Annotated in this window: 14 protein-coding genes; 5 read left to right on the forward strand and 9 right to left on the reverse strand. The window is 63.4% G+C overall.

Translation table 11 applies throughout. The annotated features are described in order from the left end of the window. Positions 1 to 63: 63 nt before the first annotated feature. A complete protein-coding gene (locus FKV68_RS18685) occupies positions 64 to 7107 on the forward strand; it encodes a translocation/assembly module TamB domain-containing protein (protein WP_180939262.1) in 7044 nt (2347 codons plus the stop codon). 167 nt (positions 7108 to 7274) lie between these two features. On the opposite strand, the gene FKV68_RS18690 is transcribed toward FKV68_RS18685, so the two are convergent. Then, positions 7275 to 7751, reverse strand: coding sequence for a VOC family protein (locus FKV68_RS18690; RefSeq protein WP_180939263.1), 477 nt, complete (start codon positions 7749 to 7751; stop codon positions 7275 to 7277). Between the two features lie 344 nt (positions 7752 to 8095). After that, positions 8096 to 8530, reverse strand: coding sequence for an Lrp/AsnC family transcriptional regulator (locus tag FKV68_RS18695; RefSeq protein WP_180939264.1), 435 nt, complete (start codon positions 8528 to 8530; stop codon positions 8096 to 8098). A 141-nt stretch (positions 8531 to 8671) separates the two neighbouring features. Here FKV68_RS18695 and rocF point away from each other — a divergent pair, with 141 nt between their 5' ends. From rocF to FKV68_RS18710, 3 genes are all read left to right on the forward strand, one after another. Next, positions 8672 to 9595 carry an arginase gene (rocF, locus tag FKV68_RS18700; protein WP_180939265.1) on the forward strand — a complete coding sequence of 308 codons (924 nt, stop codon included), beginning with the start codon at positions 8672 to 8674 and terminating at the stop codon, positions 9593 to 9595. Between the two features lie 78 nt (positions 9596 to 9673). Next, positions 9674 to 10879, forward strand: a complete 1206-nt coding sequence (rocD, locus tag FKV68_RS18705) for an ornithine--oxo-acid transaminase (RefSeq protein WP_180939266.1) — start codon at positions 9674 to 9676, stop codon at positions 10877 to 10879. Between the two features lie 240 nt (positions 10880 to 11119). Then, positions 11120 to 11599 carry a chemotaxis protein CheW gene (locus FKV68_RS18710; RefSeq protein ID WP_180939267.1) on the forward strand — a complete coding sequence of 160 codons (480 nt, stop codon included), beginning with the start codon at positions 11120 to 11122 and terminating at the stop codon, positions 11597 to 11599. A 163-nt stretch (positions 11600 to 11762) separates the two neighbouring features. On the opposite strand, the gene FKV68_RS18715 is transcribed toward FKV68_RS18710, so the two are convergent. The 7 genes from FKV68_RS18715 to FKV68_RS18745 all read right to left on the reverse strand — a co-directional run bounded on the left by FKV68_RS18715 (position 11763) and on the right by FKV68_RS18745 (position 19978). Next, entirely contained in the window at positions 11763 to 11993 is a 231-nt protein-coding gene (locus tag FKV68_RS18715; protein ID WP_180939268.1) for a formate dehydrogenase subunit delta, read from the reverse strand. Continuing rightward, positions 11983 to 12810, reverse strand: coding sequence for a formate dehydrogenase accessory sulfurtransferase FdhD (gene fdhD / locus FKV68_RS18720; protein ID WP_180939269.1), 828 nt, complete (start codon positions 12808 to 12810; stop codon positions 11983 to 11985). The genes FKV68_RS18715 and fdhD overlap by 11 nt, the downstream gene beginning before the upstream one ends. A 21-nt stretch (positions 12811 to 12831) precedes the next feature. Further along, entirely contained in the window at positions 12832 to 15714 is a 2883-nt protein-coding gene (gene fdhF, locus FKV68_RS18725) for a formate dehydrogenase subunit alpha (RefSeq protein ID WP_180939270.1), read from the reverse strand. Between the two features lie 224 nt (positions 15715 to 15938). Further along, entirely contained in the window at positions 15939 to 17495 is a 1557-nt protein-coding gene (locus tag FKV68_RS18730; protein ID WP_180939271.1) for a formate dehydrogenase beta subunit, read from the reverse strand. Further along, the gene (locus FKV68_RS18735) at positions 17492 to 17971 is read right to left on the reverse strand and encodes a formate dehydrogenase subunit gamma (RefSeq protein ID WP_180939272.1); all 480 of its coding nucleotides are present in this window, start codon (positions 17969 to 17971) and stop codon (positions 17492 to 17494) included. The genes FKV68_RS18730 and FKV68_RS18735 overlap by 4 nt, the downstream gene beginning before the upstream one ends. A gap of 181 nt (positions 17972 to 18152) precedes the next feature. Then, positions 18153 to 19049 (reverse strand): LysR family transcriptional regulator, encoded by an 897-nt coding sequence (locus FKV68_RS18740; RefSeq protein WP_180939273.1) that lies wholly within the window; start codon positions 19047 to 19049, stop codon positions 18153 to 18155. A 158-nt stretch (positions 19050 to 19207) separates the two neighbouring features. Next, the gene (locus FKV68_RS18745) at positions 19208 to 19978 is read right to left on the reverse strand and encodes an SDR family NAD(P)-dependent oxidoreductase (protein WP_180939274.1); all 771 of its coding nucleotides are present in this window, start codon (positions 19976 to 19978) and stop codon (positions 19208 to 19210) included. Positions 19979 to 20247: 269 nt separating this feature from the next. Between FKV68_RS18745 and FKV68_RS18750 the strand changes: the two genes are divergently transcribed. Further along, the gene (locus tag FKV68_RS18750; RefSeq protein ID WP_180939275.1) at positions 20248 to 21012 is read left to right on the forward strand and encodes a DeoR/GlpR family DNA-binding transcription regulator; all 765 of its coding nucleotides are present in this window, start codon (positions 20248 to 20250) and stop codon (positions 21010 to 21012) included. Positions 21013 to 21110: the final 98 nt, after the last annotated feature.

Here is a 21110-nt window from a genome sequence, read left to right on the forward strand (position 1 = left end):
ATTCCGCAGGCGACAAGGTCCCTAAGGATTCCGAAACGGCGTAAGTTGGTCTATGGGTAGGCTATGAATCAGGTCATCCGCTTCCTTCGATCCGGGCTGCGCTTTTTCTTTGCCGGCCTTGGCACTCTTGTGGTCCTGCTCCTGCTCATCATCGCCTTTGTCGGCTTCACGACGCCCGGCGCGCGGCTCGTCGCCTGGGCAATCGAGAAATATGCCGCAACGCCCGACCAGATCGTCCGGATCTCGGATCCGAGCGCCCTGTTGACCGGCGATTTCAGGGCTGGCTCGATCACGCTTTTCGATGGAAAGGGGATCTATGCGGAAATCCGCGACCTCTCGGTCAACTGGTCGCCAACCGAACTCCTGTCCATGCGGTTCGATGCGAGCCATATCTCGGCGGGTTCGGTCCGCGTCGAACGCACGCCCATTCCCTCGACCGAAACGAGGGAGGTACGCAGGAGTTTCGCACTGCCGGTCGAAGTGAAGATCGACGCCTTCGATCTCAAGGAGATCATGATCGGCAAAGCGATTGCCGGCGAGGATCAGTTCCTGACTGCGCGCGGCAAGGTCAACGCCACGAACTCGAGCATCGCCCTTGCCTTCGATGCCGCCGAGCGCGATCGCCCAGAGGCGCACGCCGTCGCGGACATCGTCTTCAATCCGGCCGGCAACCAGCTGAAACTGGAAGCGAATGTCTCCGAACCGAAAGGCGGGCTGCTTGCCAAGATGCTCCGCTTGCCGGGCGAGCCGGCTGTCGGTATCACCTTGACCGGAGAAGGGCCGCTTTCCGATTGGGCGGGATCGGGCACCGCCTCGCTTGACGGCAACGAGATCCTCCGGCTCGACGGACGCCATGTGCAGGCCGGGGACGGCATGCACCGGCTGGCCGTCTCCGGTGGCGGAGCCTTCGCGTCACTCGCGCCAGCGATCTTCCAGCCACTGTTCGAGGGAACGACGAGCATTGACGTGACGGCCGCCTTCGACGGATCGAGCAAGGTGGAGATCGAGGCCGGCAAGCTTTCGACCGGTGCACTGACCCTCAACGCCTCTGGAACGGTCAACAGCAAGGGCGAGAACAACCTCCAGGCAAGCCTTGCAGGCACCAACGGCGCCATCGACTTCCGCTGGCCGCTGAGGGAAGGCGGGTTGCGCGCGCTGATCAACAGCGCCAATCTGTCGCTGATCGGCGACGGTCAATCGGCGATCCTCGACATCGCCGCCGATCTCCCTTCCGTCTCTCTACCGGAGGTGAGCTTTGGCGCCATTCGGCTTTCGGCGCAAAGCGACGCCTTCAATCTGCAAACGCAATCCGGGCCGCTGAAGACGACGGTCGACGTCGGCGAAAGCCGTTTTGCAAGCGCGGATCTGGACCGGGCGATCAAGGCGCCGATGAAGCTCGACGGAACGATCGCTGTCGGGCCGGAGAACATCCGCTTCGATCCGCTGACGATCGAAAGCGCAAGCGTCGGCGGCACCCTCACCGGCAACCTGAACCGTGCCAATACGACGGTCGAGGTGGCCTTCAAGCTGTTCGCGGTGCCCGGTGTTCTGCCACCCGGCATCGCCGCAAAGTTCGATAATACGATTGCGGCAACAGGGAGCCTCGCGACCGGTGAGGACGGCAGCGTCCGGCTGAGCGGGCTGGAAGTCAAATCCGGAACCCTGGATGCTTCGGGCACCGTGACGCTCGCCGACCGCGCATTGACCGCGGATATCGCGGGCAATCTTCCCGATCTTGGCAAGCTTGTCGCCGACGCCCGCGGGGCGGCGGCGTTCCGTGCTTCGATCTCCGGTCCGCTCAACGAACTCGGCATCAAGGCGGAAATGACCTCCAGCGGTGCGACGCTGGCCGGCCGTACGCTGGAAGAACTCAGAATCAACGCCGATGCGACGGCGACGCCGAACAATCCTCGAGCCAAGCTGACCGCAACCGGAAGCCTCGGCGGCCAGGCGATTAATGCCGCGGCCGATGTGGTCTCCGAGAACGGCCGCACCTCGATCCCGACGCTGGAGGCGACGATCGGCAACAACCGGCTGACCGGCGCACTCGATCTGACGCCCGACTTCAAGCCGGACGGCACGATCGACTTCAACCTGCCCGATCTCGGCCTTCTGGCGGCGATGGCCGGCCAGACCGCGTCCGGCGATCTCGCCGGTACGGCAACAGTGCGCACCGTCAACGGCGTCACCTCGATCGCGCTCAAGGCCAGCGGCGGTAGCATCAGCCGCGATGCGCTGACGATTGCCAGGCCCACCGCCGACATCAGCATCACCGATATCGCCAGGCTGGCGATCCGGGGCAACATCGGTGCGGAAAGCCTCGGACAGGGGGAAAACCGCCTTTCGGGCCTCAATCTCGCCTTCGAGCAGCAGGCGGGACGGACCGGCTTCTCGATCGACGCTGCCTATGACGGCGCGGCGGTCGCGGCGACGGGCGACCTCGTAAGCAATGCCGGGCGCACGGAAATCCGCCTGGCGTCCTTCTCGGCAACGCCGAAGAAGGTCCCGCTGCAGCTTGCCGCGCCGACGACGATCGCGATCGAGAACGGCATCGTTCGCCTCGGCGACCTCACCATCCTTGCGTCGGACGGCACGATTGTCGTCGCGGGCACCGCCGGCGAGCAACTCGACATTTCGGCGCAAATCAACGCGCTGCCGGCCACCCTGATCAACACTTTCGCCCCGACGCTTGGCGCCGAGGGCGCAATCGGCGGCACGGTCGATGTCAGCGGGGCGGCAGCAGCGCCGGTGGTCGGGTATGACCTCGTCTGGAACGGCGCATCGATTGCGTCGGTTCGCTCCGCCGGCATCGTCGCGCAGGACGTCACCGCGAAAGGCACGATCACGGTTGCCGAAGGCGACGTCCGCTTCGATCCGCTGACGATCGAAAGCGGCGCCTTCCGTGGCAACGTCACCGGCCGCCTGGACCGGGCGAATGCGACCACCGAGGTGGCCTTCAAGCTCTTTGCAGAACCGCATCTGCTACCCCCCAACCTCGCGGCGAAATTCGACCGGACGATTGCGGTTTCCGGTAACGTCGCAACCGGCGAAGGCGGCAGCGTCAGGCTGAGCGCACTCGAACTCACCTCGGGCACCATCGACGCCCGCGGCACCGCCGCCCTTGCCGAAGGCGCCCTGACGGCGGCAATCGAAGGCACGCTGCCCAACCTCGGCAAGCTGCTTGCGGACGCACAGGGTACAGCCGCGTTCAGCGCCGACATCTCCGGTCCGCTCAACGAGCTCGGCATCAAGGCGGAAATGACCTCCAGCGGTGCGACGCTGGCCGGCCGTACGCTGGAAGAACTCAGAATCAACGCCGATGCGACGGCGACGCCGAACAATCCTCGAGCCAAGCTGACCGCAACCGGAAGCCTCGGCGGCCAGGCGATCAATGCCAGGGCCGATGTGGTCTCCGAGAACGGCCGCACCTCGATCCCGACGCTGGAGGCGACGATCGGCAACAACCGGCTGACCGGCGCACTCGATCTGACGCCCGACTTCAAGCCGGACGGCACGATCGACTTCAACCTGCCCGATCTCGGCCTTCTGGCGGCGATGGCCGGCCAGACCGCGTCCGGCGATCTCGCCGGTACGGCAACAGTGCGCACCGTCAACGGCGTCACCTCGATCGCGCTCAAGGCCAGCGGCGGTAGCATCAGCCGCGATGCGCTGACGATTGCCAGGCCCACCGCCGACATCAGCATCACCGATATCGCCAGGCTGGCGATCCGGGGCAACATCGGTGCGGAAAGCCTCGGACAGGGGGAAAACCGCCTTTCGGGCCTCAATCTCGCCTTCGAGCAGCAGGCGGGACGGACCGGCTTCTCGATCGACGCTGCCTATGACGGCGCGGCGGTCGCGGCGACGGGCGACCTCGTAAGCAATGCCGGGCGCACGGAAATCCGCCTGGCGTCCTTCTCGGCAACGCCGAAGAAGGTCCCGCTGCAGCTTGCCGCGCCGACGACGATCGCGATCGAGAACGGCATCGTTCGCCTCGGCGACCTCACCATCCTTGCGTCGGACGGCACGATTGTCGTCGCGGGCACCGCCGGCGAGCAACTCGACATTTCGGCGCAAATCAACGCGCTGCCGGCCACCCTGATCAACACTTTCGCCCCGACGCTTGGCGCCGAGGGCGCAATCGGCGGCACGGTCGATGTCAGCGGGGCGGCAGCAGCGCCGGTGGTCGGGTATGACCTCGTCTGGAACGGCGCATCGATTGCGTCGGTTCGCTCCGCCGGCATCGTCGCGCAGGACGTCACCGCGAAAGGCACGATCACGGTTGCCGAAGGCGACGTCCGCTTCGATCCGCTGACGATCGAAAGCGGCGCCTTCCGTGGCAACGTCACCGGCCGCCTGGACCGGGCGAATGCGACCACCGAGGTGGCCTTCAAGCTCTTTGCAGAACCGCATCTGCTACCCCCCAACCTCGCGGCGAAATTCGACCGGACGATTGCGGTTTCCGGTAACGTCGCAACCGGCGAAGGCGGCAGCGTCAGGCTGAGCGCACTCGAACTCACCTCGGGCACCATCGACGCCCGCGGCACCGCCGCCCTTGCCGAAGGAGCCCTGACGGCGGCAATCGAAGGCACGTTGCCCAACCTCGGCAAGCTGCTTGCGGACGCACAGGGTACAGCCGCGTTCAGCGCCGACATCTCCGGTCCGCTCAACGAGCTCGGCATCAAGGCGGAAATGACCTCCAGCGGTGCGACGCTGGCCGGCCGCGCGTTGACGGACTTGATGATCAATGCCGACGTGACAGCCAAGCCCGGCAGCCCGCAGGCGAAACTGACCGCAACCGGCGCGCTCGGCGGCCAGGCGATCAATATCCGGACCGATGTGGTGTCCGAGAACGGCCGCACCTCGATCCCGACGCTGGAGGCGACGATCGGCGACAACCGGCTGACCGGCGCCCTCAATCTCACGCCTGACTTCAAGCCGGACGGAACAATTGATTTCAACCTGCCCGATCTCGGCCTGCTGGCCGCGATGGCCGGCCAGACCGCATCCGGCGACCTCGCCGGTACGGCAACAGTGCGCACCGTCAACGGCGTCACCTCGGTGTCAGTCAAGGCAAGCGGCAGCGGCATCAAACGCGACGCCCTGACGATCGCAAGGCCTGTTGCCGACATCAGCATCGCCGATGTTGCCGCGCTCGCGATCAGGGGCAGCGTCCGGGCGGACAGCATCGCGCAGGGCGCAAATCGTGTTTCGGGCCTCAATCTGACTTTCGAACAGCAGGGTGGCAGGACGGGTTTTTCGATCGACGGAAACTATGACGGTAGCCCGCTCGCGGCGAAGGGTGATCTTTCGAGCGCTGCAGGCCGTACGGAAATCCGCCTCGCCTCCTTGTCGGCGACGCCGAGACAAATTCCGTTGAGGCTAGCCAAGCCCACCGTCGTGGCGATCGACAACGGCTTCGTGCGTCTCAACGACATTGTCATTCAGGCGTCAAGGGGTACCATCACGGTCACCGGCACAGCAGGGCAAAGGCTCGATATCTCGGCGCGACTGAACGCGTTGCCTGCTGCGCTGATCAACACCTTCGCGCCCACCCTTGGCGCGGAAGGCACGATCGCCGGAACAGTCGACATCGACGGCAGACCGGCCGCTCCGGTGGTCGCATACGATCTCAGATGGAGCGGTGCGTCCGTGGCGGCAGTGCGTTCCGCCGGGGTCGGCGCTGTCGACATCTCCGCGAACGGCAGGCTCGTCAACAATCGCGTCACGCTCGACACAGAGCTGTCCGGTGCTTCCGGCCTTTCCCTCCGGGGCGGCGGTACGGTGGAACTCGGTGGTACGATGCCGCTTTCGATGAGATTTTCGGGCAACGTGCCGTTCGCGCTGCTTGCCAATATGATGGCGCAAAACGGCTTCACGCTCACCGGTTCCGCGACAGTCGATCTTTCCCTTTCCGGTTCCGCAAGGGCGCCGCAGATCAACGGAACGATCAGGACGGCAGGCGGCAGGCTGGTCGACGTCCGTCGCAACCTCGCTCTCAACGACCTGACCGCAAACGTCACGCTCGACGGCAGGCAGGCAACCATTTCGAGGCTTTCCGCCAATCTCGCCACCGGCGGCTCGATCGAGGCAAGCGGAACGATCGGGATTGCGGCCGGCTCGAATTTTCCGGCGGATTTGAGAATTCGCCTGAACAATGCGAGCTATGTCGACGGCACGCTCTTTACCGCAAATCTTACCGGCGATCTGACGCTTAGGGGCCCGCTCGTGGCGACGCCGGTGCTCGGCGGAAGGCTGACGATCCGCCGCGCGGCAATCACCGTTCCGGAGAAACTGCCAACGTCGCTCACTGCGATCGACATCACGCACAGGAACGCCCCGGCCAAGGTGCAGCAGATGGCAAGGACCCTGCACAGGAACACCTCCGCAGGGGCCAACGCCAGTGGTGTCATTGCCTTCGATCTTGTTGTCAGCGCTCCCGGACAGTTTTTCGTGCGCGGGCGCGGCATCGACGCAGAGCTCGGCGGCGAGCTGACAATCCGCGGCACCGCCGTGCAGCCGATCGTTTCCGGCGGCTTCGACATGCGGCGCGGGCGGCTCGAAATTCTCGGCAAGCGCCTCACCTTTACGCGAGGGCGGATCGGTTTCGGCGGCGACCTGATTCCGACGCTCGACCTCGACGCCACGTCGAGCGCCGGTTCGACGACCATCACCGTCAACGTCTCGGGCCTCGCCAACAATCCGCAGGTGACGTTCTCGTCCTCGCCGGCGCTGCCCCAGGACGAAATACTGGCGCGCCTCATCTTCAACCGGTCGCTCAACAACCTGTCGGCATTCCAGATCGCCCAACTCGCGTCGGCCGTCAGTCAGCTTGCCGGCGGCGGCTCGACCTCGCTACTCGACGGCTTGCGCAACAAGCTTGGCGTCGACGATCTTGATGTGACGACCGACGAGAGTGGCGGCACCCAGGTGCGCGCCGGCAAGTACCTGAACGACCGGACCTATCTCGAATTGCAACAGGGCTCGGGCGCCAGCGCCGGCAAGGCCGTGATCAATCTCGATGTCGGCAGAGGCGTCAAGCTGAGAGGTGAAGCGGGCGGAGACGGATCGGCAGCAGGCGGCGTCTTCTTCGAGAGGGAGTATTAGAGCAATTCCAGGAAAAGTGTGTAGCGGTTTTCCGTCCGGAATTGCGTAGTTTCAACGAGTTAGATCATTCAGTGTTTCAATGAAACAATGAATGATCTAGCCGGGCCTTCGTGTTACCCTCGCTTCCGGACCGAACAGCGGGGTGGCAGCTTGCGGCAAGGCGCGCATCAAGCAGCGTTTCGATCGACGCCGAACGCGTCCAATACCTCGCTCTCGTCAATGGCGGTGAACAGCGCCCAGATGTGCCCGAACGGATCGATGAGGGCGCCGACCCGATCTCCCGTCGGCAGCGTTTCGGCGGCATTGCGCAGGCTCGCGCCAGAACCGATCGCCCGCCCCAGCACCCGATCCACATCGTCGACATGGAGCTCGAGGATGGCCGCGGTCGTGCCGAGCGCATGTGGCGACCGCGGTCCGCCAAGCCCCGGCTCGGCATCCCGGCGCGGATTGGCGCCAGCGACGCGGAAGACGGAATCGCCGATGCAAAGGTCGGCGCTCGTCAGGATGCCACTCCATTCATGGCGCTGCAGAAGGTCGGCGCCGAAGACGTCACGATAGAACGCGATTGCTCGCTCCTCGTCTCCATGCCTGACGAACAGCTTTATGCAAATCTGCCGTGCCCGGCCGCCATTGTACATGGCCATGACAACCTCCCAAGGATCGCGATCAACGTGATCGTCTGCACCGCATGATTCCTCAAATCGGAATCGACTTGAGGAATCATGCAGCAATTCAACGTGGTCCGGTGACCTTTACGCATCTCAAAAGACGCGCGGCGTAGTGAACGAGAACGGATGCGGGCGGACGCCGCGCACTTTCCTCATGCCTCTCATTTTCGCTGAGGTGAAACACTTTACAGAGGAATCGGAACAAATCAAGAACAAATCAACTTTGCGTCCGAGAAAAAATGGACGGCGCTTTGGCGCCGGGAGTTGCCACATCATTCCATCGCTAAGTCGCCTCCCATTCGCGGGAACGTACCGCCGCGTCAGAACGCTCCGCTCATCTTGCTGGTCTTCAGTAGGATATTGGTCTCGGTCACGGTGATGCCGTCGATGAGTCGAATGCGCCTCAGCGTTTCATCGAAACTGACGAGGTCGCGATCCTCGAGCTCGGCAATAAAATCCCACCGTCCGTTGGTGCTGTGCAGCGCCCTGACCTGCGGCAAGCCGCGCAATTGATCCGCGACACGATCGGCCATCTTGCCGTGAACTTCGATCATGACGACGGCGCGCACACCGGACGCCGGAATTTCCGAGCCGGTCCGGATCGTGAAGGCCGCAATCGTTCCATTTGCAACCAGCCGATCGATGCGCGCGGCAACGGTCGCACGCGACACGCCCGTCATCGCCGAAAGCGTCGAGACCGGTGTGCGCGCATTCTGTCGGAGCGCGCTGATGAGGGTTTGGTCGAGATCGTCCATGCTTCTCAATTTGGAAAATTGACCTTATCAATATGCCGAGTATAGCCTTCCAATCGACAGTTTTCCATCTTTTTGCTGCCACGCCTTTTGACCATAATCCGCGCCATTCTTGCGTGAATCAGAGGAAGGAAAACGGCGGAAATGAAGACCATAACCTTGATCGGCGCACCCATCGAAGAAGGCTCCGGGCGGCGCGGCGCGGCCATGGGCCCGACGGCGCTGAGGATCGCCGGCATCGACACGGTTCTGGCCGAACTCGGCCATACGGTTCACGACGAAGGCGATGTCCGGCCGCTGCCGGCGCGCGACCTCGCTAATCATCCGGGCGCCAATAACCTGCAGATGGTCGCAGCCTTCGCCCGCGCGCTGCACGACGGCGTGCATGACGCCGCTCGCAAGGGACATTTCCCGATCATCCTCGGTGGCGACCACGCGCTTTCCATGGGCAGCGTCTCGGGTATGGCCCGCTACGCGGACGAGGTCGGCCGGCCGCTTTTCGTGCTCTGGCTCGATGCGCATGCCGACTTCAATTCGCCCGACACGTCGCCCTCCGGCAACATGCATGGCATGCCGGTCGCCTTTTTCTGCGGCGAGGCCGAGTTCGCCCCGATCCTCGCCGGCGATCGGCCGCTGGTCGACCCGAAGAAGGTCTATCAGATCGGCATTCGCTCGGTCGATGCGCGCGAGCGCGAGGAGATCGCCGAGCACGGCGTCAATGTCTACGACATGCGCGCCGTCGACGAACTCGGCATCGCCCAGATCATGCGCCAGATCCTCGATGAGGTCCGCGCCGCCAACGGCCTCTTGCATGTGAGCCTGGACGTCGATTTCATGGATCCGGAAATTGCGCCCGGCGTCGGCACCACCGTTCCGGGCGGCGCGACATTCCGCGAAGCCCACCTGATCATGGAGATGCTCTGCGACAGCGATCTCGTCTCGTCGCTCGACGTCGTCGAACTCAACCCCTTCCTCGACGACCGCGGCAAGAGCGCCCGCATCCTGGTCGAGCTAACGGCAAGCCTTTTCGGTCGCCGCATTCTTGATCGGCCGACCCGCAGCGCCTGAAGGTAACTGAGACGTCCCGGCGATCCGCGCATGACCCACGAGGCGCGCGGCGCCACGATACAACCCGGAGGATCGTTTATGACAACAACTGAGGCCCTGATCGAAACCGAATACCGGCTGGGCGCCCATAACTACAAACCACTCGACGTCGTGCTTTCGCGCGGCGAGGGGGTCTACGTCTGGGATATCGACGGCAATCGCTATCTTGACTGCCTCTCGGCCTATTCCGCCGTCAACCAGGGCCATTGTCATCCAAAGATCTTCAAGGCGATGATCGAGCAGGCGCAGAAGCTGACGCTCACCTCGCGCGCCTTCCGCAACGACCAGCTCGCGCATTTCTATGAGGAGATCGCGGCGCTTACCGGCTCGCACAAGGTGCTGCCGATGAACTCCGGCGCCGAGGCGGTCGAGACCGCCATCAAGGCGGTGCGCAAGTGGGGATACGAGGTCAAGGGCGTCGCCGGCGACAAGGCGGAGATCATCGTTTGCTCCAACAATTTCCACGGCCGCACCATGGGCATCGTCGGCTTTTCGACCGATCCGGACGCCCGCAGCGGCTTCGGGCCCTTTGCGCCCGGCTTCAAGGTCGTCCCCTTCGGCGACATCGATGCCTTCCGCGAAGCGATCAGCGAAAACACCGTCGCCTTCCTGGTCGAGCCGATCCAGGGCGAGGCCGGCGTGATCGTGCCGCCGGCCGGATATTTCGCCGGCGTGCGCGAGCTCTGCACGAAACATGGCATCACGCTCATTCTCGACGAAATCCAGACCGGTCTCGGCCGCACGGGCAAGCTGCTTGCGGAAGAGCATGAAGGCATCGAGGCGGATGTGACGCTGATCGGCAAGGCGCTGTCCGGCGGCTTCTATCCGGTCTCGGCCGTGCTTTCGAATTCGGAAGTGCTCGGTGTCCTGAAACCCGGCCAGCATGGCTCGACTTTCGGCGGCAATCCGCTTGCCTGCGCGATTGCCCGGGCGGCGCTGAAGGCGCTCACGGAAGAGGGCATGATCGAAAACTCCGCCCGGATGGGCGAGCGCTTCCAGAACGGCCTGCGCGATGTTCGCTCCAACATCATCAAGGATGTTCGCGGCCGCGGCCTCATGCTCGCGGTCGAGCTGGTTCCGGAAGCCGGCGGCGCCCGCAAATATTGCGAGGCCCTGAAGGCGCGCGGCATTCTCGCCAAGGACACCCATGGCGACACGATCCGCATCGCGCCGCCGCTTGTCATCACCGAGGACCAGGTCGACTGGGCGGTAGAACATTTCGCGGCCGTACTCGCCTCCGCATAAAAACTATACCTCCGATCCGTCTCGACATCGGGGCGGATCGGCCGCTCCGCAAAAGCAAGTCTTAACGAATCCCGGCTTAGAATAGCTCCCCAAAGCGCAAAACGGGTTCCCCGCGCATGATGCAGCTTGCGCCTCGCCGGATGTCCTCGGCGGATCTAACGGCACCTCCTATCGGCTGGAACCTGCGCTTGCTCGCAGCATCCGCGGGAGGCGTCGACCGGAAAGCTGGAGGGACCTTCGATGACAGGCACATTGAGAACGGCCGGATTTGACGGCGAAACGCTGGAAATCATAGCGTTCCGCCTTCACGATCAGGAATTTTGCGTCAAGACCACGACGATCCGAGAAATCCGCGGCTGGGCACCGTCGACACCCATCCCGCATTCGCCGCCTGAAGTCATCGGCGTGATGAACCTGCGCGGCACGGTGATCCCGATCATCGACCTTGCTCACAAGCTCGGAATGAAGTCGACCGTCGCCAACGAGCGCAGCGCGATCGTCGTCGCCGAGGTGCACAACATGGTCATCGGCCTCGTCGTCGACCGGGTCTCCGACATTTTGACGGTCCAGGGCAGCCAGGTTCAGCCTGTGCCGGAAGTAACGGCCTCCTTCGACAAGAGCTTTGCCGAAGGCATCATCGCCAATGAATCGGGTATGATCTGCTTCCTCAACCTTTCCCGCATGTTCAAGGAACGGGACGTGGAAGACCTCGCCGCCTGAGGTTTCGCCGGTTATTCGATAAGGGGCCGTCTCGCTCGCGCTGAGGCGGCCTTTTTCATCGGGCGACGGCAACCGGATAATCCGCCACGACCGAGAAATAAGGGTGGGCACAACAAGGCAGCCCTCGCTTGTTCGGGGCGCGTTGGTCTTGCTTTGAGTGATGCTACGCCGCTTCCGGACGACGAATCTTCGAAGCCGCCTCAAGTACCAGCGGGTTCAGCCCTTCGCCGCCATGATCGATATGCTCGAAGAGTTTGCGCCGCATGCGCGGCTCCCAATATTTGTTGATATGGGTCGCAACGCCCTCAGCCGCTTCCGCTGCCGGCTGGCTCTTGAAGAACGTGGCGATCTGGTTGGCCATGTAGATGAGCTTGGCATTGGTATCAGGCGACATCGGCAACAGCTCCGGAATGTATGCGCGCGGCATGGGTGAAGATTTCGAATTCATCGCCGCGCACCAGCGCGATAAGCGTCATGCCCGCCTCTTCCGCCGTGCGAATGGCGAGCGCCGTCGGCGCCGAAATGGCAATGATCACCGGGCTCCCGATGATCGCGGTTTTCTGGACCATCTCGACCGATACGCGCGAGGTTACGACGACGGCACCCTCATCGCCCTTGAAACCGGCGCGCGCCGCCGCACCCACGAGCTTGTCGAGCGCATTGTGGCGTCCGACATCCTCGCGCACCGCAATCAGGCCTTTTCCCGGAACATAGAACGCTGCGCCATGCACGGCGCGTGTTTCGAAGTGCAGCGGCTGCTGGCCGTTGAGAAGAGCGACGGACTTGACGACGTCAGCCTGCGACAGCCTAAGCTTCGCCCCCGAGACATCCGGAGTGTGGCGGACAGCCTGCTCGATCGATTCGATGCCGCAAAGGCCGCAGCCGACCGGACCGGCCATGTGCCGGCGCCGCTGCCGCAGCATGTCGTTTTCTTCGTCACGAAGCCTGATCTGCAGGTCGATGCCCTTGTCCTCGGCCACGACATCGACAGCCTCGATCTGGTCCGGCTCGGTAACGATGCCTTCGGTCAGGCTGAAGCCGACGGCAAAATCCTCGAAGTCGGCGGGCGTCGCCATCATCACCGCGTGCGTCGAGCCGCCATAGGTCAGCGCGATCGGCGTCTCCTCGGGCACTACTCGTGACCCGGCCACAAGGGCCCCGCCGCGGCGCGCAGCTTCGGCCACCTTCACGCTTGTCTTGATACCGGTCATGCGACGTGCTCCCGCGCTCGCCTACTCCGCCGCCTCCAGCTTGCCGCTGATGCGGCGCGACTGCCGGGCCTGGTCGTCATATTCGCGCTGCCAGTCGGAGGGACCGTTCGAGGGCGAGACCTGCACGGCCGTCACCTTGTATTCCGGGCAGTTGGTCGCCCAGTCGGTGAAGTCGGTGGTGATGACGTTCGCCTGCGTCGTCGGGTGATGGAAGGTGGTGTAGACGACGCCCGGTGCGACGCGATCGGTGATGAGAGCGCGCAGCGTCGTTTCGCCCGAACGGCTGGCGAGCCTGACCCAGTCGCCATCGCGAATGCCGCGCTGCTCGGCATCGTGCGGATGGATCTCCAGCCGGTCTTCCGCATGCCAGACGACGTTCTCGGTGCGCCGCGTCTGGGCGCCGACATTGTACTGGCTGAGGATACGGCCGGTGGTCAAAAGCAGCGGGAAGCGCGGACCGGCCTTCTCGTCGGTTGCGACGAATTCGGTGCGGATGAACTTGCCCTTGCCGCGAACGAAGCCGTCGACATGCATGATCGGTGAACCAAGCGGCGCCTTCTCGTTGCAAGGCCACTGCACCGAACCCATCTTGTCCAGATAGTCGTAGGAGACCATTGCGAAGGTAGGCGTCGTCGCGGCGATCTCGTCCATGATCTCGGACGGATGGCGGTAGTTCCAGTCAAGCCCGATAGCCTGGGCGAGCTTCTGCGTCACCTCCCAATCGGCATAGCCGTTCTTCGGGCTCATTACGCGGCGAACGCGGTTGATCCGCCGCTCGGCATTGGTGAAGGTGCCGTCCTTCTCGAGGAAGGTCGAGCCCGGCAGGAAGACGTGCGCGTAGTTGGCCGTTTCGTTGAGGAAGAGGTCGTGCACGACGACGCACTCCATCGCGGCAAGGCCGGCAGCGACATGCTTGGTGTCCGGATCCGACTGCAGGATATCCTCGCCCTGGATGTAGAGCGCCTTGAAGGTGCCCTCGACGGCGGCATCGAGCATGTTGGGGATGCGCAGGCCCGGCTCGTTGTTGAGCGTAACGCCCCAGAGTTTCTCGAAGATGTCGCGCGTCGCGTCATCGGAGATGTGCCGGTAGCCGGGCAATTCATGCGGGAACGAGCCCATGTCACACGAGCCCTGCACGTTGTTCTGGCCGCGCAGCGGATTGACGCCCACGCCTGGCCGGCCGATGTTGCCGGTCACCATGGCGAGGTTGGCGATCGCCATGACGGTCGTCGAGCCCTGGCTGTGCTCGGTGACACCGAGGCCGTAATAGATCGCGCCGTTGCCGCCGGTGGCGTAAAGTCGCGCGGCGCCGCGGACGAGCTCTGCCGGGACACCGGTATAGGCCTCGGTCGCTTCCGGGCTGTGATAGGGCTCGGCGACGAAGGCCGCCCAATCCTCATACTCCGACCAGTCGCAGCGCTCGCGGATAAAGGCTTCGTTGGCGAGCCCTTCGGTGACGATGACATGGGCGAGCGACGTCAGGATGGCGACGTTGGTGCCGGGCTTCAGCGGCAGGTGGTAAGAGGCCTCGACATGGGCCGAGCGGACGAGGTCGATCCGGCGCGGATCGATGACGATCAGCTTGGCGCCCTCGCGCAGCCGCTTCTTCAGCCGCGAAGCGAAGACCGGGTGGCCGTCGGTCGGGTTGGCGCCAATGATGATCGCGACATCCGTATGCTCGACGCTGTCGAAATCCTGCGTGCCGGCGGACGTGCCGAAGGTCTGGTTGAGACCGTAGCCGGTCGGTGAATGGCAGACGCGGGCGCAGGTATCGACATTGTTGTTGCCGAAGCCGGCGCGCACCAGCTTCTGTACAAGATAGGTCTCCTCGTTGGTGCAGCGCGACGAGGTGATGCCGCCGACGGAATCGCGGCCATATTGATATTGGATACGGCGGAACTCGGAAGCGATATGCGCGAACGCCTCTTCCCAGGTAACCTCGCGCCAGGGATCGGTGACCTTCTCGCGGACCATCGGATTGAGGATGCGGTCCTTATGGCTCGAATAGCCGTAGGCGAAACGCCCCTTGACGCAGGAATGCCCGCGGTTCGCCTGGCCGTCCTTCCATGGCACCATCCGCACCAGTTCCTCGCCGCGCATTTCCGCCTTGAAGGAGCAGCCGACGCCGCAATAGGCGCAGGTGGTGACGACCGAATGTTCCGGCTGGCCGATCTCGATCACGGATTTTTCGGTAAGCGTCGCCGTCGGGCAGGCCTGCACGCAGGCGCCGCAGGACACGCATTCCGACGAAACGAAATCCTCGTCCATGCCCGCGGCAACACGCGAATCGAAGCCGCGCCCGCCGATCGTCAGCGCGAAGGTGCCCTGCACCTCCTCGCAGGCGCGAACGCAGCGCGAGCAGACGATGCATTTCGCCGGATCAAAGGTGAAATAGGGATTGGATTCGTCCTTCGGCGCCCATTTGAGGTTGATCTCGCCGCCATTGTTGCGTGCCTTGACGTGGTTGGAACCGTCATAGCCGTAACGCACGTCGCGCAGACCCACAGCGCCGGCCATGTCCTGCAATTCGCAATCGCCATTGGCCGCGCAGGTGAGGCAGTCGAGCGGGTGGTCGGAGATATAGAGCTCCATCACCCCGCGACGCACATCCTTGAGCCGCTTGGTCTGAGTGGAAACCACAATCCCCGGCGCCACCGGCGTCGTGCACGAGGCCGGCATGCCGGCGCGTCCCTCGATTTCCACGAGACAGAGGCGGCAGGAACCAAAGGCTTCCATCATGTCGGAGGCGCAGAGCTTCGGCACCTCGACGCCGGCTTCCATCGCCGCGCGCATGATCGAGGTGCCCTCCGGTACCGTGATCTCGCGCCCGTCGATGGTCAGCGTCACCTGCTTTTCGGATTTGGAAGCAGGAGTGCCGTAGTCGATTTCATGAATGAGAGACATTTAGGCCTCCTGAGAAATTGCGTTCAGGGAGAGATCACCCCCCTCTGCCCTGCCGGGCATCTCCCCCACAAGGGGGGAGAATGGATGTGGCACGCTCGGCGTCTCCACTGGGGCATTCCGCTCGCAGAAGCGTTTCGGTTGGAGCGGATATCCTGCCGCGAACCGATCTCCCCCCTTGTGGGGGAGATGGCCGGCGGGCCAGAGGGGCGTATACGTCGTCACCATCATTCCGCCGCCTCCACCGCCGGTACCGGCTCAAAATCCTCCGGGAAATGCGTCATCGCGCTCATCACCGGATAGGGCGTGAAGCCGCCGAGTGCGCAGAGGGAGCCGAACTTCATCGTGTTGCAGAGATCGGCAAGCAGTTTCCGGTTCTTCTGCGGATCGATGCCGGCCGCGATGTTGTCCGCGACCTCGACGCCGCGTATCGAGCCGATACGGCAGGGCGTGCACTTGCCGCAGCTTTCGACTGCGCAGAACTCCATGGCGAAGCGCGCCTGTTTCAGCATGTCGGCCGTATCGTCGAAGACGACGATGCCGGCGTGGCCGATCAAGCCATCCTTGGCCGCGAAGGCCTCGTAGTCGAACGGCGTGTTGAACAGCGAGCGCGGGAAATAGGCGCCGAGCGGACCGCCGACCTGCACCGCCTTGACCGGCCGGCCACTCGCCGTGCCGCCGGCAATGTCGTCGACAAGCTCGCCGAGCGTCAGACCGAAGGCGGTTTCATAGAGGCCGCCATGCTTGACGTTGCCGGCGATCTGGATCGGGATCGTCCCGCGCGACCGACCCATGCCGAAGTCGCGGTAGAAGCCTGCCCCCTTGTCGAGGATCACCGGCACGGAGGCGAGCGAGATGACGTTGTTGATGACGGTCGGGCAGTCGAAGAGCCCCTTGTGCGCCGGAAGCGGCGGCTTGGCGCGAACGATGCCGCGCTTGCCTTCGAGGCTGTTCAGGAGCGAGGTTTCCTCGCCACAGACATAGGCGCCTGCACCGGTCCTGACCTCCATGTCGAAGGCGTGGCTGGAACCGAGCACCGAAGATCCGAGCACGCCGGCCGCGCGGGCGATTTCGATCGCCTCGCTCATGACGGCGATCGCATGCGGATATTCGGAACGCGTGTAGACGTAGCCCCTGGTGGCGCCGGTCGCGATGCCAGCGATCGCCATGCCCTCGATCAGGACGAAGGGGTCTCCCTCCATGATCATCCGGTCGGCGAAGGTGCCGCTGTCGCCCTCGTCGGCATTGCAGACGATGTATTTCTGCGCACCTTGCGCTTCGAGCACCGTCTTCCACTTGATGCCGGTCGGGAAGCCGGCGCCGCCGCGCCCGCGAAGTCCGCTCTCGGTCACCTCCGCGACGATCGCAGCAGGCTGCATGGCCACCGCTTTTTCAAGGCCACGCAGGCCGCCATGGGCGCGATAGTCGTCGAGCGAGACGGGATCGGTGACGCCGCACCGGGCGAAGGTCAGCCGCGTCTGGTTCTTGAGGAAGGGAATTTCTTCGGTCTTGCCAAGACAAAGCGGATGCGCGCCGCCAGAGAGCAGCCCGGCATCGAGAAGTGAAGGCACGTCGCGCGCCTTCACCGGCCCATAGGCGATGCGGCCCCCGGCCGTTTCGACCTCGACCAGCGGCTCCAGCCAGTGCATGCCGCGCGAGCCGTTGCGGACGATCGTCGCGTCGAGCCCACGCGCGGCGAGCTCGTCGGCCATCGCCGTCGCCACCTTTTCGGCGCCGAGCGCCAGCACGGCGGCATCACGAGGGATGTAGATCTTCACGGTCATCGGCGCGCCTCCGCAACCAGCGCTTCGAGCTCTGCGTCGTCGACCCGGCCATGCACCTCGCCGTCGAGCATCGCCGACGGCGAGCAGGAACAGAGCCCGAGACAGTAGACCGGCTCGAGCGTCACCGCTCCGTCCGGCGTGGTCTCGTGGAAATCGATGCCGAGCAGCGACTTGGCGCGTTCGGCCAGCCGGTCGCCGCCCATCGATTGGCAGGCTTCGGCACGACAGAGTTTCAAGACGTGGCGTCCCGCGGGGTGCTCACGGAAATCATGATAGAAGGTGACGACGCCATAGACCTCGGCGCGCGAAAGATTGAGCTCGCGCGCAATCACCGGCAAGCACTCCTCAGGCACATAGCCGAATTCGTCCTGGATCTCGTGCAGGATCGGAAGAAGTGGCCCTTCGAGCCCCTTGAGTTCACCGACAATCGCCTGCGTACGCTCAGCCACGTCTGCGCGCGGCAGCTGAATATTCACGCGAAGAGCCCTCCCGGCTCGCGGCGCTCTGCGCTGCCAGGTGTTTCCCGACCGTCATCGCGCCGAATTATCAACCACTTGGCAAAGATCAAAGCCTCCTAGGTCTTTGCCCATGGAGTCAAGCTTCGCGCTTATGGCCCGAAGGGTCAATAATGCTGTTCCGTTGATTGATAGAAAAAATCTATTGAGTTTTGTTGCGTTCGGCGAGGATGCGCGCCTCATGCAGTAGCGCGGAGACCAGCGGCGTAAAGGGCTCGCGGTAGGTGGCGACCAGCCCGACGGTGTGATGGACATCCGGATCGACGATCGGGATCATCCGGATGTCCTCGTGAAAGCCAAATGATTTCGCGACGTTAAACGGCATGATGCTCGCCCAGCGGCCGGTGCGCACATGGGAGAAAAGCACGATCATCGAATTCGATTCGAGCGTCGGGCTGGCGATCGCGCCGGCTTCGGCAAAATGCTGATTGATGATACGGCGGTTCTGCATGTCGGCAGTCAATAGACAAAGCCGAACGTTGCTGACTTCCTTCCAGGTCACGCTTTTGCGATCCGACAGCGGTGTGCCGGAGGCGGTAACCAGATGATATTGCTCGATCTGTAGCGGCACGCTCGTCACCCGGCCGAGCGGCTCGTTCTCCAGATAGGTCAAACCGGCATCGATCTCGAGGTTTTCGAGAAGCCCCAGAATCTGCAACGATGTGGTCGAAAGCACGGAGAAAGTGACGTCCGGATGCTTTTCCTGGAAGGGTGCGGTGATCATCGGCACCATGGCAAGCGTTGTCGGGATCGCGGCCAGCCGGATGTGCCCCGACAAACCCGTGCGCGCCGCGCGCATCTCCTCGCGCATGGTCCGGGTGTCGCTGACGATCCGCCGCGCCCATTCAAGCACTCGCTGGCCCTCGGGCGTCAGACCCTGGTAACGCGATCCGCGGTTGACGAGCATGACGCCGAGTTGGTCCTCAAGTTGCCGGATCGCCGCCGACAGCGTCGGCTGCGTGACGCCGCATTCCTCCGCAGCCCGGCCAAAATGCCGTTCGCGAGCAAGTGCGAGAAAAAATTCCAGCTTGTCGATCATGCCTGACCTTTAGAGTGGCGATTGAATCGGCCCCTCACCCTAACCCTCTCCCCGTCGAGACGGGGAGAGGGGACTGAGACGCCGCCCGCTTGTCCCTTCGCCCCGCATGCGGGGCGAAGGTGCCGGCAGGCGGATGAGGGGCGGAAACCGCCATGGCTTTAGCAGATAAGTTGCCCCCCGTTCACCTCCAGCACCTGTCCGGTGATGTAGCCCGAAAGCGCATGCGAGGCGAGGAAGAGATAGGCGGGCGCGCAATCTTCGGCGGTGCCGAGCCGCGCCAGCGGGATCGTCTTGCGCGTCGCCTCCAGCTTCTCCGGCGATGAATAGCGCTCGTGGAAATCGGTCGCGATCGTTCCCGGCGAGACACAGTTGACGCGGATGCCCTCCGGCGCCAGCTCGCGTGCCAGTGCCTTCGAATAGGTCGCGACGAAGGCCTTGGTCGCAGAGTAGATCGACGAGCCGGCGCTGCCGCCGGTTGAGGCGGAGATCGACACGGTGTTGACGATCGCAGGATGGGTGCCCTTGCGCAGCAGCGGCAATACTGCGCGCGTCATTTCGACGACCGACGTCTGATTAAGCTGCACGACGGTGCGATAGTCTTCATCGGTCAGGTCGGCGGCAGGGAAACGCCCGACCATCGTGCCGGCATTGTTGATGAGGACATCGACACGGTCGAACCGCTCGCGGACGGCATCCGCCAGGCTTTCGACACCTCCGGCGGCAAGAAAATCGGCGGCACAAAGAAATGCCCTGCCCTCGGTTGCGGCCAATTCGAGAAAATCGTGACGCTCGCGGGCGGCTGTCCTGCCCATGTGGACGAGGACATGCGCGCCGCAGTCGAGAAATTGTCGCGCAACCTCCAGCCCGATCCCCCGGCCACCGCCGGTCACCACTACGTTCATGCCCCTGAACAAGGCCGGATGAAACATGCCTTCCCCCTCTGCCCCACGATCCCGGTCCGGATCACAAGCGCCGATCAACAATCATAAAGTTGGAGCAGAATGCGGGAGAAAAAAGTGCCCAGCGTCCTTTCTCCCACCCTGACAGACCAACAGGCTCGCCCATCCACCGCCGGATTGCAACACGGGCGCGTCAGCGATTGCCGCGAAACCAGCATCGTGCAAAAACGCTGGCTTCTGAAATTGCAAGGGTTTCGTTTTTGCATATTATGAAAGAAAACGAAAACGAGGGAGCCGAGATGTATCTCAGCGGGCGGCAAGCGGAAATTCTGGAGCTGGCAAAAATGGAGGGGCGCGTCCTCGTCGAGGAGCTTGCCCAGCGCTTTTCGGTGACGCCGCAAACGATCCGCAAGGATCTCAACGATCTCTGCGATGCAAGGGTGCTGAACCGCATTCACGGCGGCGCCATCTTCCCGAGCGGCAAGGAAAACGTCAAATACGACGCGCGACGCCAGATCGCCGCGGCCGAGAAACAAGCAATCGGCCGCGCCGCCGCCGCCCTTATCCCCGACAACGCCTCGCTCTTCATCAATATCGGCACCACCACCGAGGCGGTGGGAGAAGCCCTGCTCGACCACAAGGAATTGATGGTCATCACCAACAACATCAATGTTGCCAATAGGTTGCGCGTTTTCCCCTCGATCGAAGTGGTGATCGCGGGCGGTGTCGTGCGCGGTTCCGACGGCGGCATCGTCGGCGAGGCCGCCGTTGACTTCATCAAGCAGTTCAAGGTGGATTTCGCCGTCATCGGGGCCTCGGCAATCGACCACGACGGTGCTCTCCTCGATTTCGACTATCGCGAAGTGAAAGTCGCGCAGGCGATTATCGCCAACGCGCGCCACGTCATTCTCGTTTCGGATTCCACGAAATTCGAGCGAACCGCGCCGGTCAGGATCGGTCACATCTCCCAGGTCCAGACTTTCATCACCGACCGCTGCATCATTGAAAACGTTCGGAAAATATGCGCCGAACAGGACGTCCAGCTGATCGAGACGGATGCCTGATCCACGACCAATTGGGAGCGTCCAAGACTCGGGAAACATTCGTTTGACATTCGATATGTTTTCGTTTTAACTGATTTCACTTTCGCAGTTGCATCAAT

Origin of the sequence: Sinorhizobium mexicanum, assembly GCF_013488225.1 — a bacterium.
GTDB lineage: Bacteria > Pseudomonadota > Alphaproteobacteria > Rhizobiales > Rhizobiaceae > Sinorhizobium > Sinorhizobium mexicanum.

Excerpts from the sequence above, each read along its gene's own strand:
- FKV68_RS18685 (WP_180939262.1), top strand. The coding sequence starts at position 64 with ATGAATCAGGTCATCCGCTTCCTTCGATCCGGGCTGCGCTTTTTCTTT.
- FKV68_RS18690 (WP_180939263.1), bottom strand. The coding sequence starts at position 7,751 with ATGGCCATGTACAATGGCGGCCGGGCACGGCAGATTTGCATAAAGCTG.
- FKV68_RS18695 (WP_180939264.1), bottom strand. The coding sequence starts at position 8,530 with ATGGACGATCTCGACCAAACCCTCATCAGCGCGCTCCGACAGAATGCG.
- rocF (WP_180939265.1), top strand. The coding sequence starts at position 8,672 with ATGAAGACCATAACCTTGATCGGCGCACCCATCGAAGAAGGCTCCGGG.
- rocD (WP_180939266.1), top strand. The coding sequence starts at position 9,674 with ATGACAACAACTGAGGCCCTGATCGAAACCGAATACCGGCTGGGCGCC.
- FKV68_RS18710 (WP_180939267.1), top strand. The coding sequence starts at position 11,120 with ATGACAGGCACATTGAGAACGGCCGGATTTGACGGCGAAACGCTGGAA.
- FKV68_RS18715 (WP_180939268.1), bottom strand. The coding sequence starts at position 11,993 with ATGTCGCCTGATACCAATGCCAAGCTCATCTACATGGCCAACCAGATC.
- fdhD (WP_180939269.1), bottom strand. The coding sequence starts at position 12,810 with ATGACCGGTATCAAGACAAGCGTGAAGGTGGCCGAAGCTGCGCGCCGC.
- fdhF (WP_180939270.1), bottom strand. The coding sequence starts at position 15,714 with ATGTCTCTCATTCATGAAATCGACTACGGCACTCCTGCTTCCAAATCC.
- FKV68_RS18730 (WP_180939271.1), bottom strand. The coding sequence starts at position 17,495 with ATGACCGTGAAGATCTACATCCCTCGTGATGCCGCCGTGCTGGCGCTC.
- FKV68_RS18740 (WP_180939273.1), bottom strand. The coding sequence starts at position 19,049 with ATGATCGACAAGCTGGAATTTTTTCTCGCACTTGCTCGCGAACGGCAT.
- FKV68_RS18745 (WP_180939274.1), bottom strand. The coding sequence starts at position 19,978 with ATGTTTCATCCGGCCTTGTTCAGGGGCATGAACGTAGTGGTGACCGGC.
- FKV68_RS18750 (WP_180939275.1), top strand. The coding sequence starts at position 20,248 with ATGTATCTCAGCGGGCGGCAAGCGGAAATTCTGGAGCTGGCAAAAATG.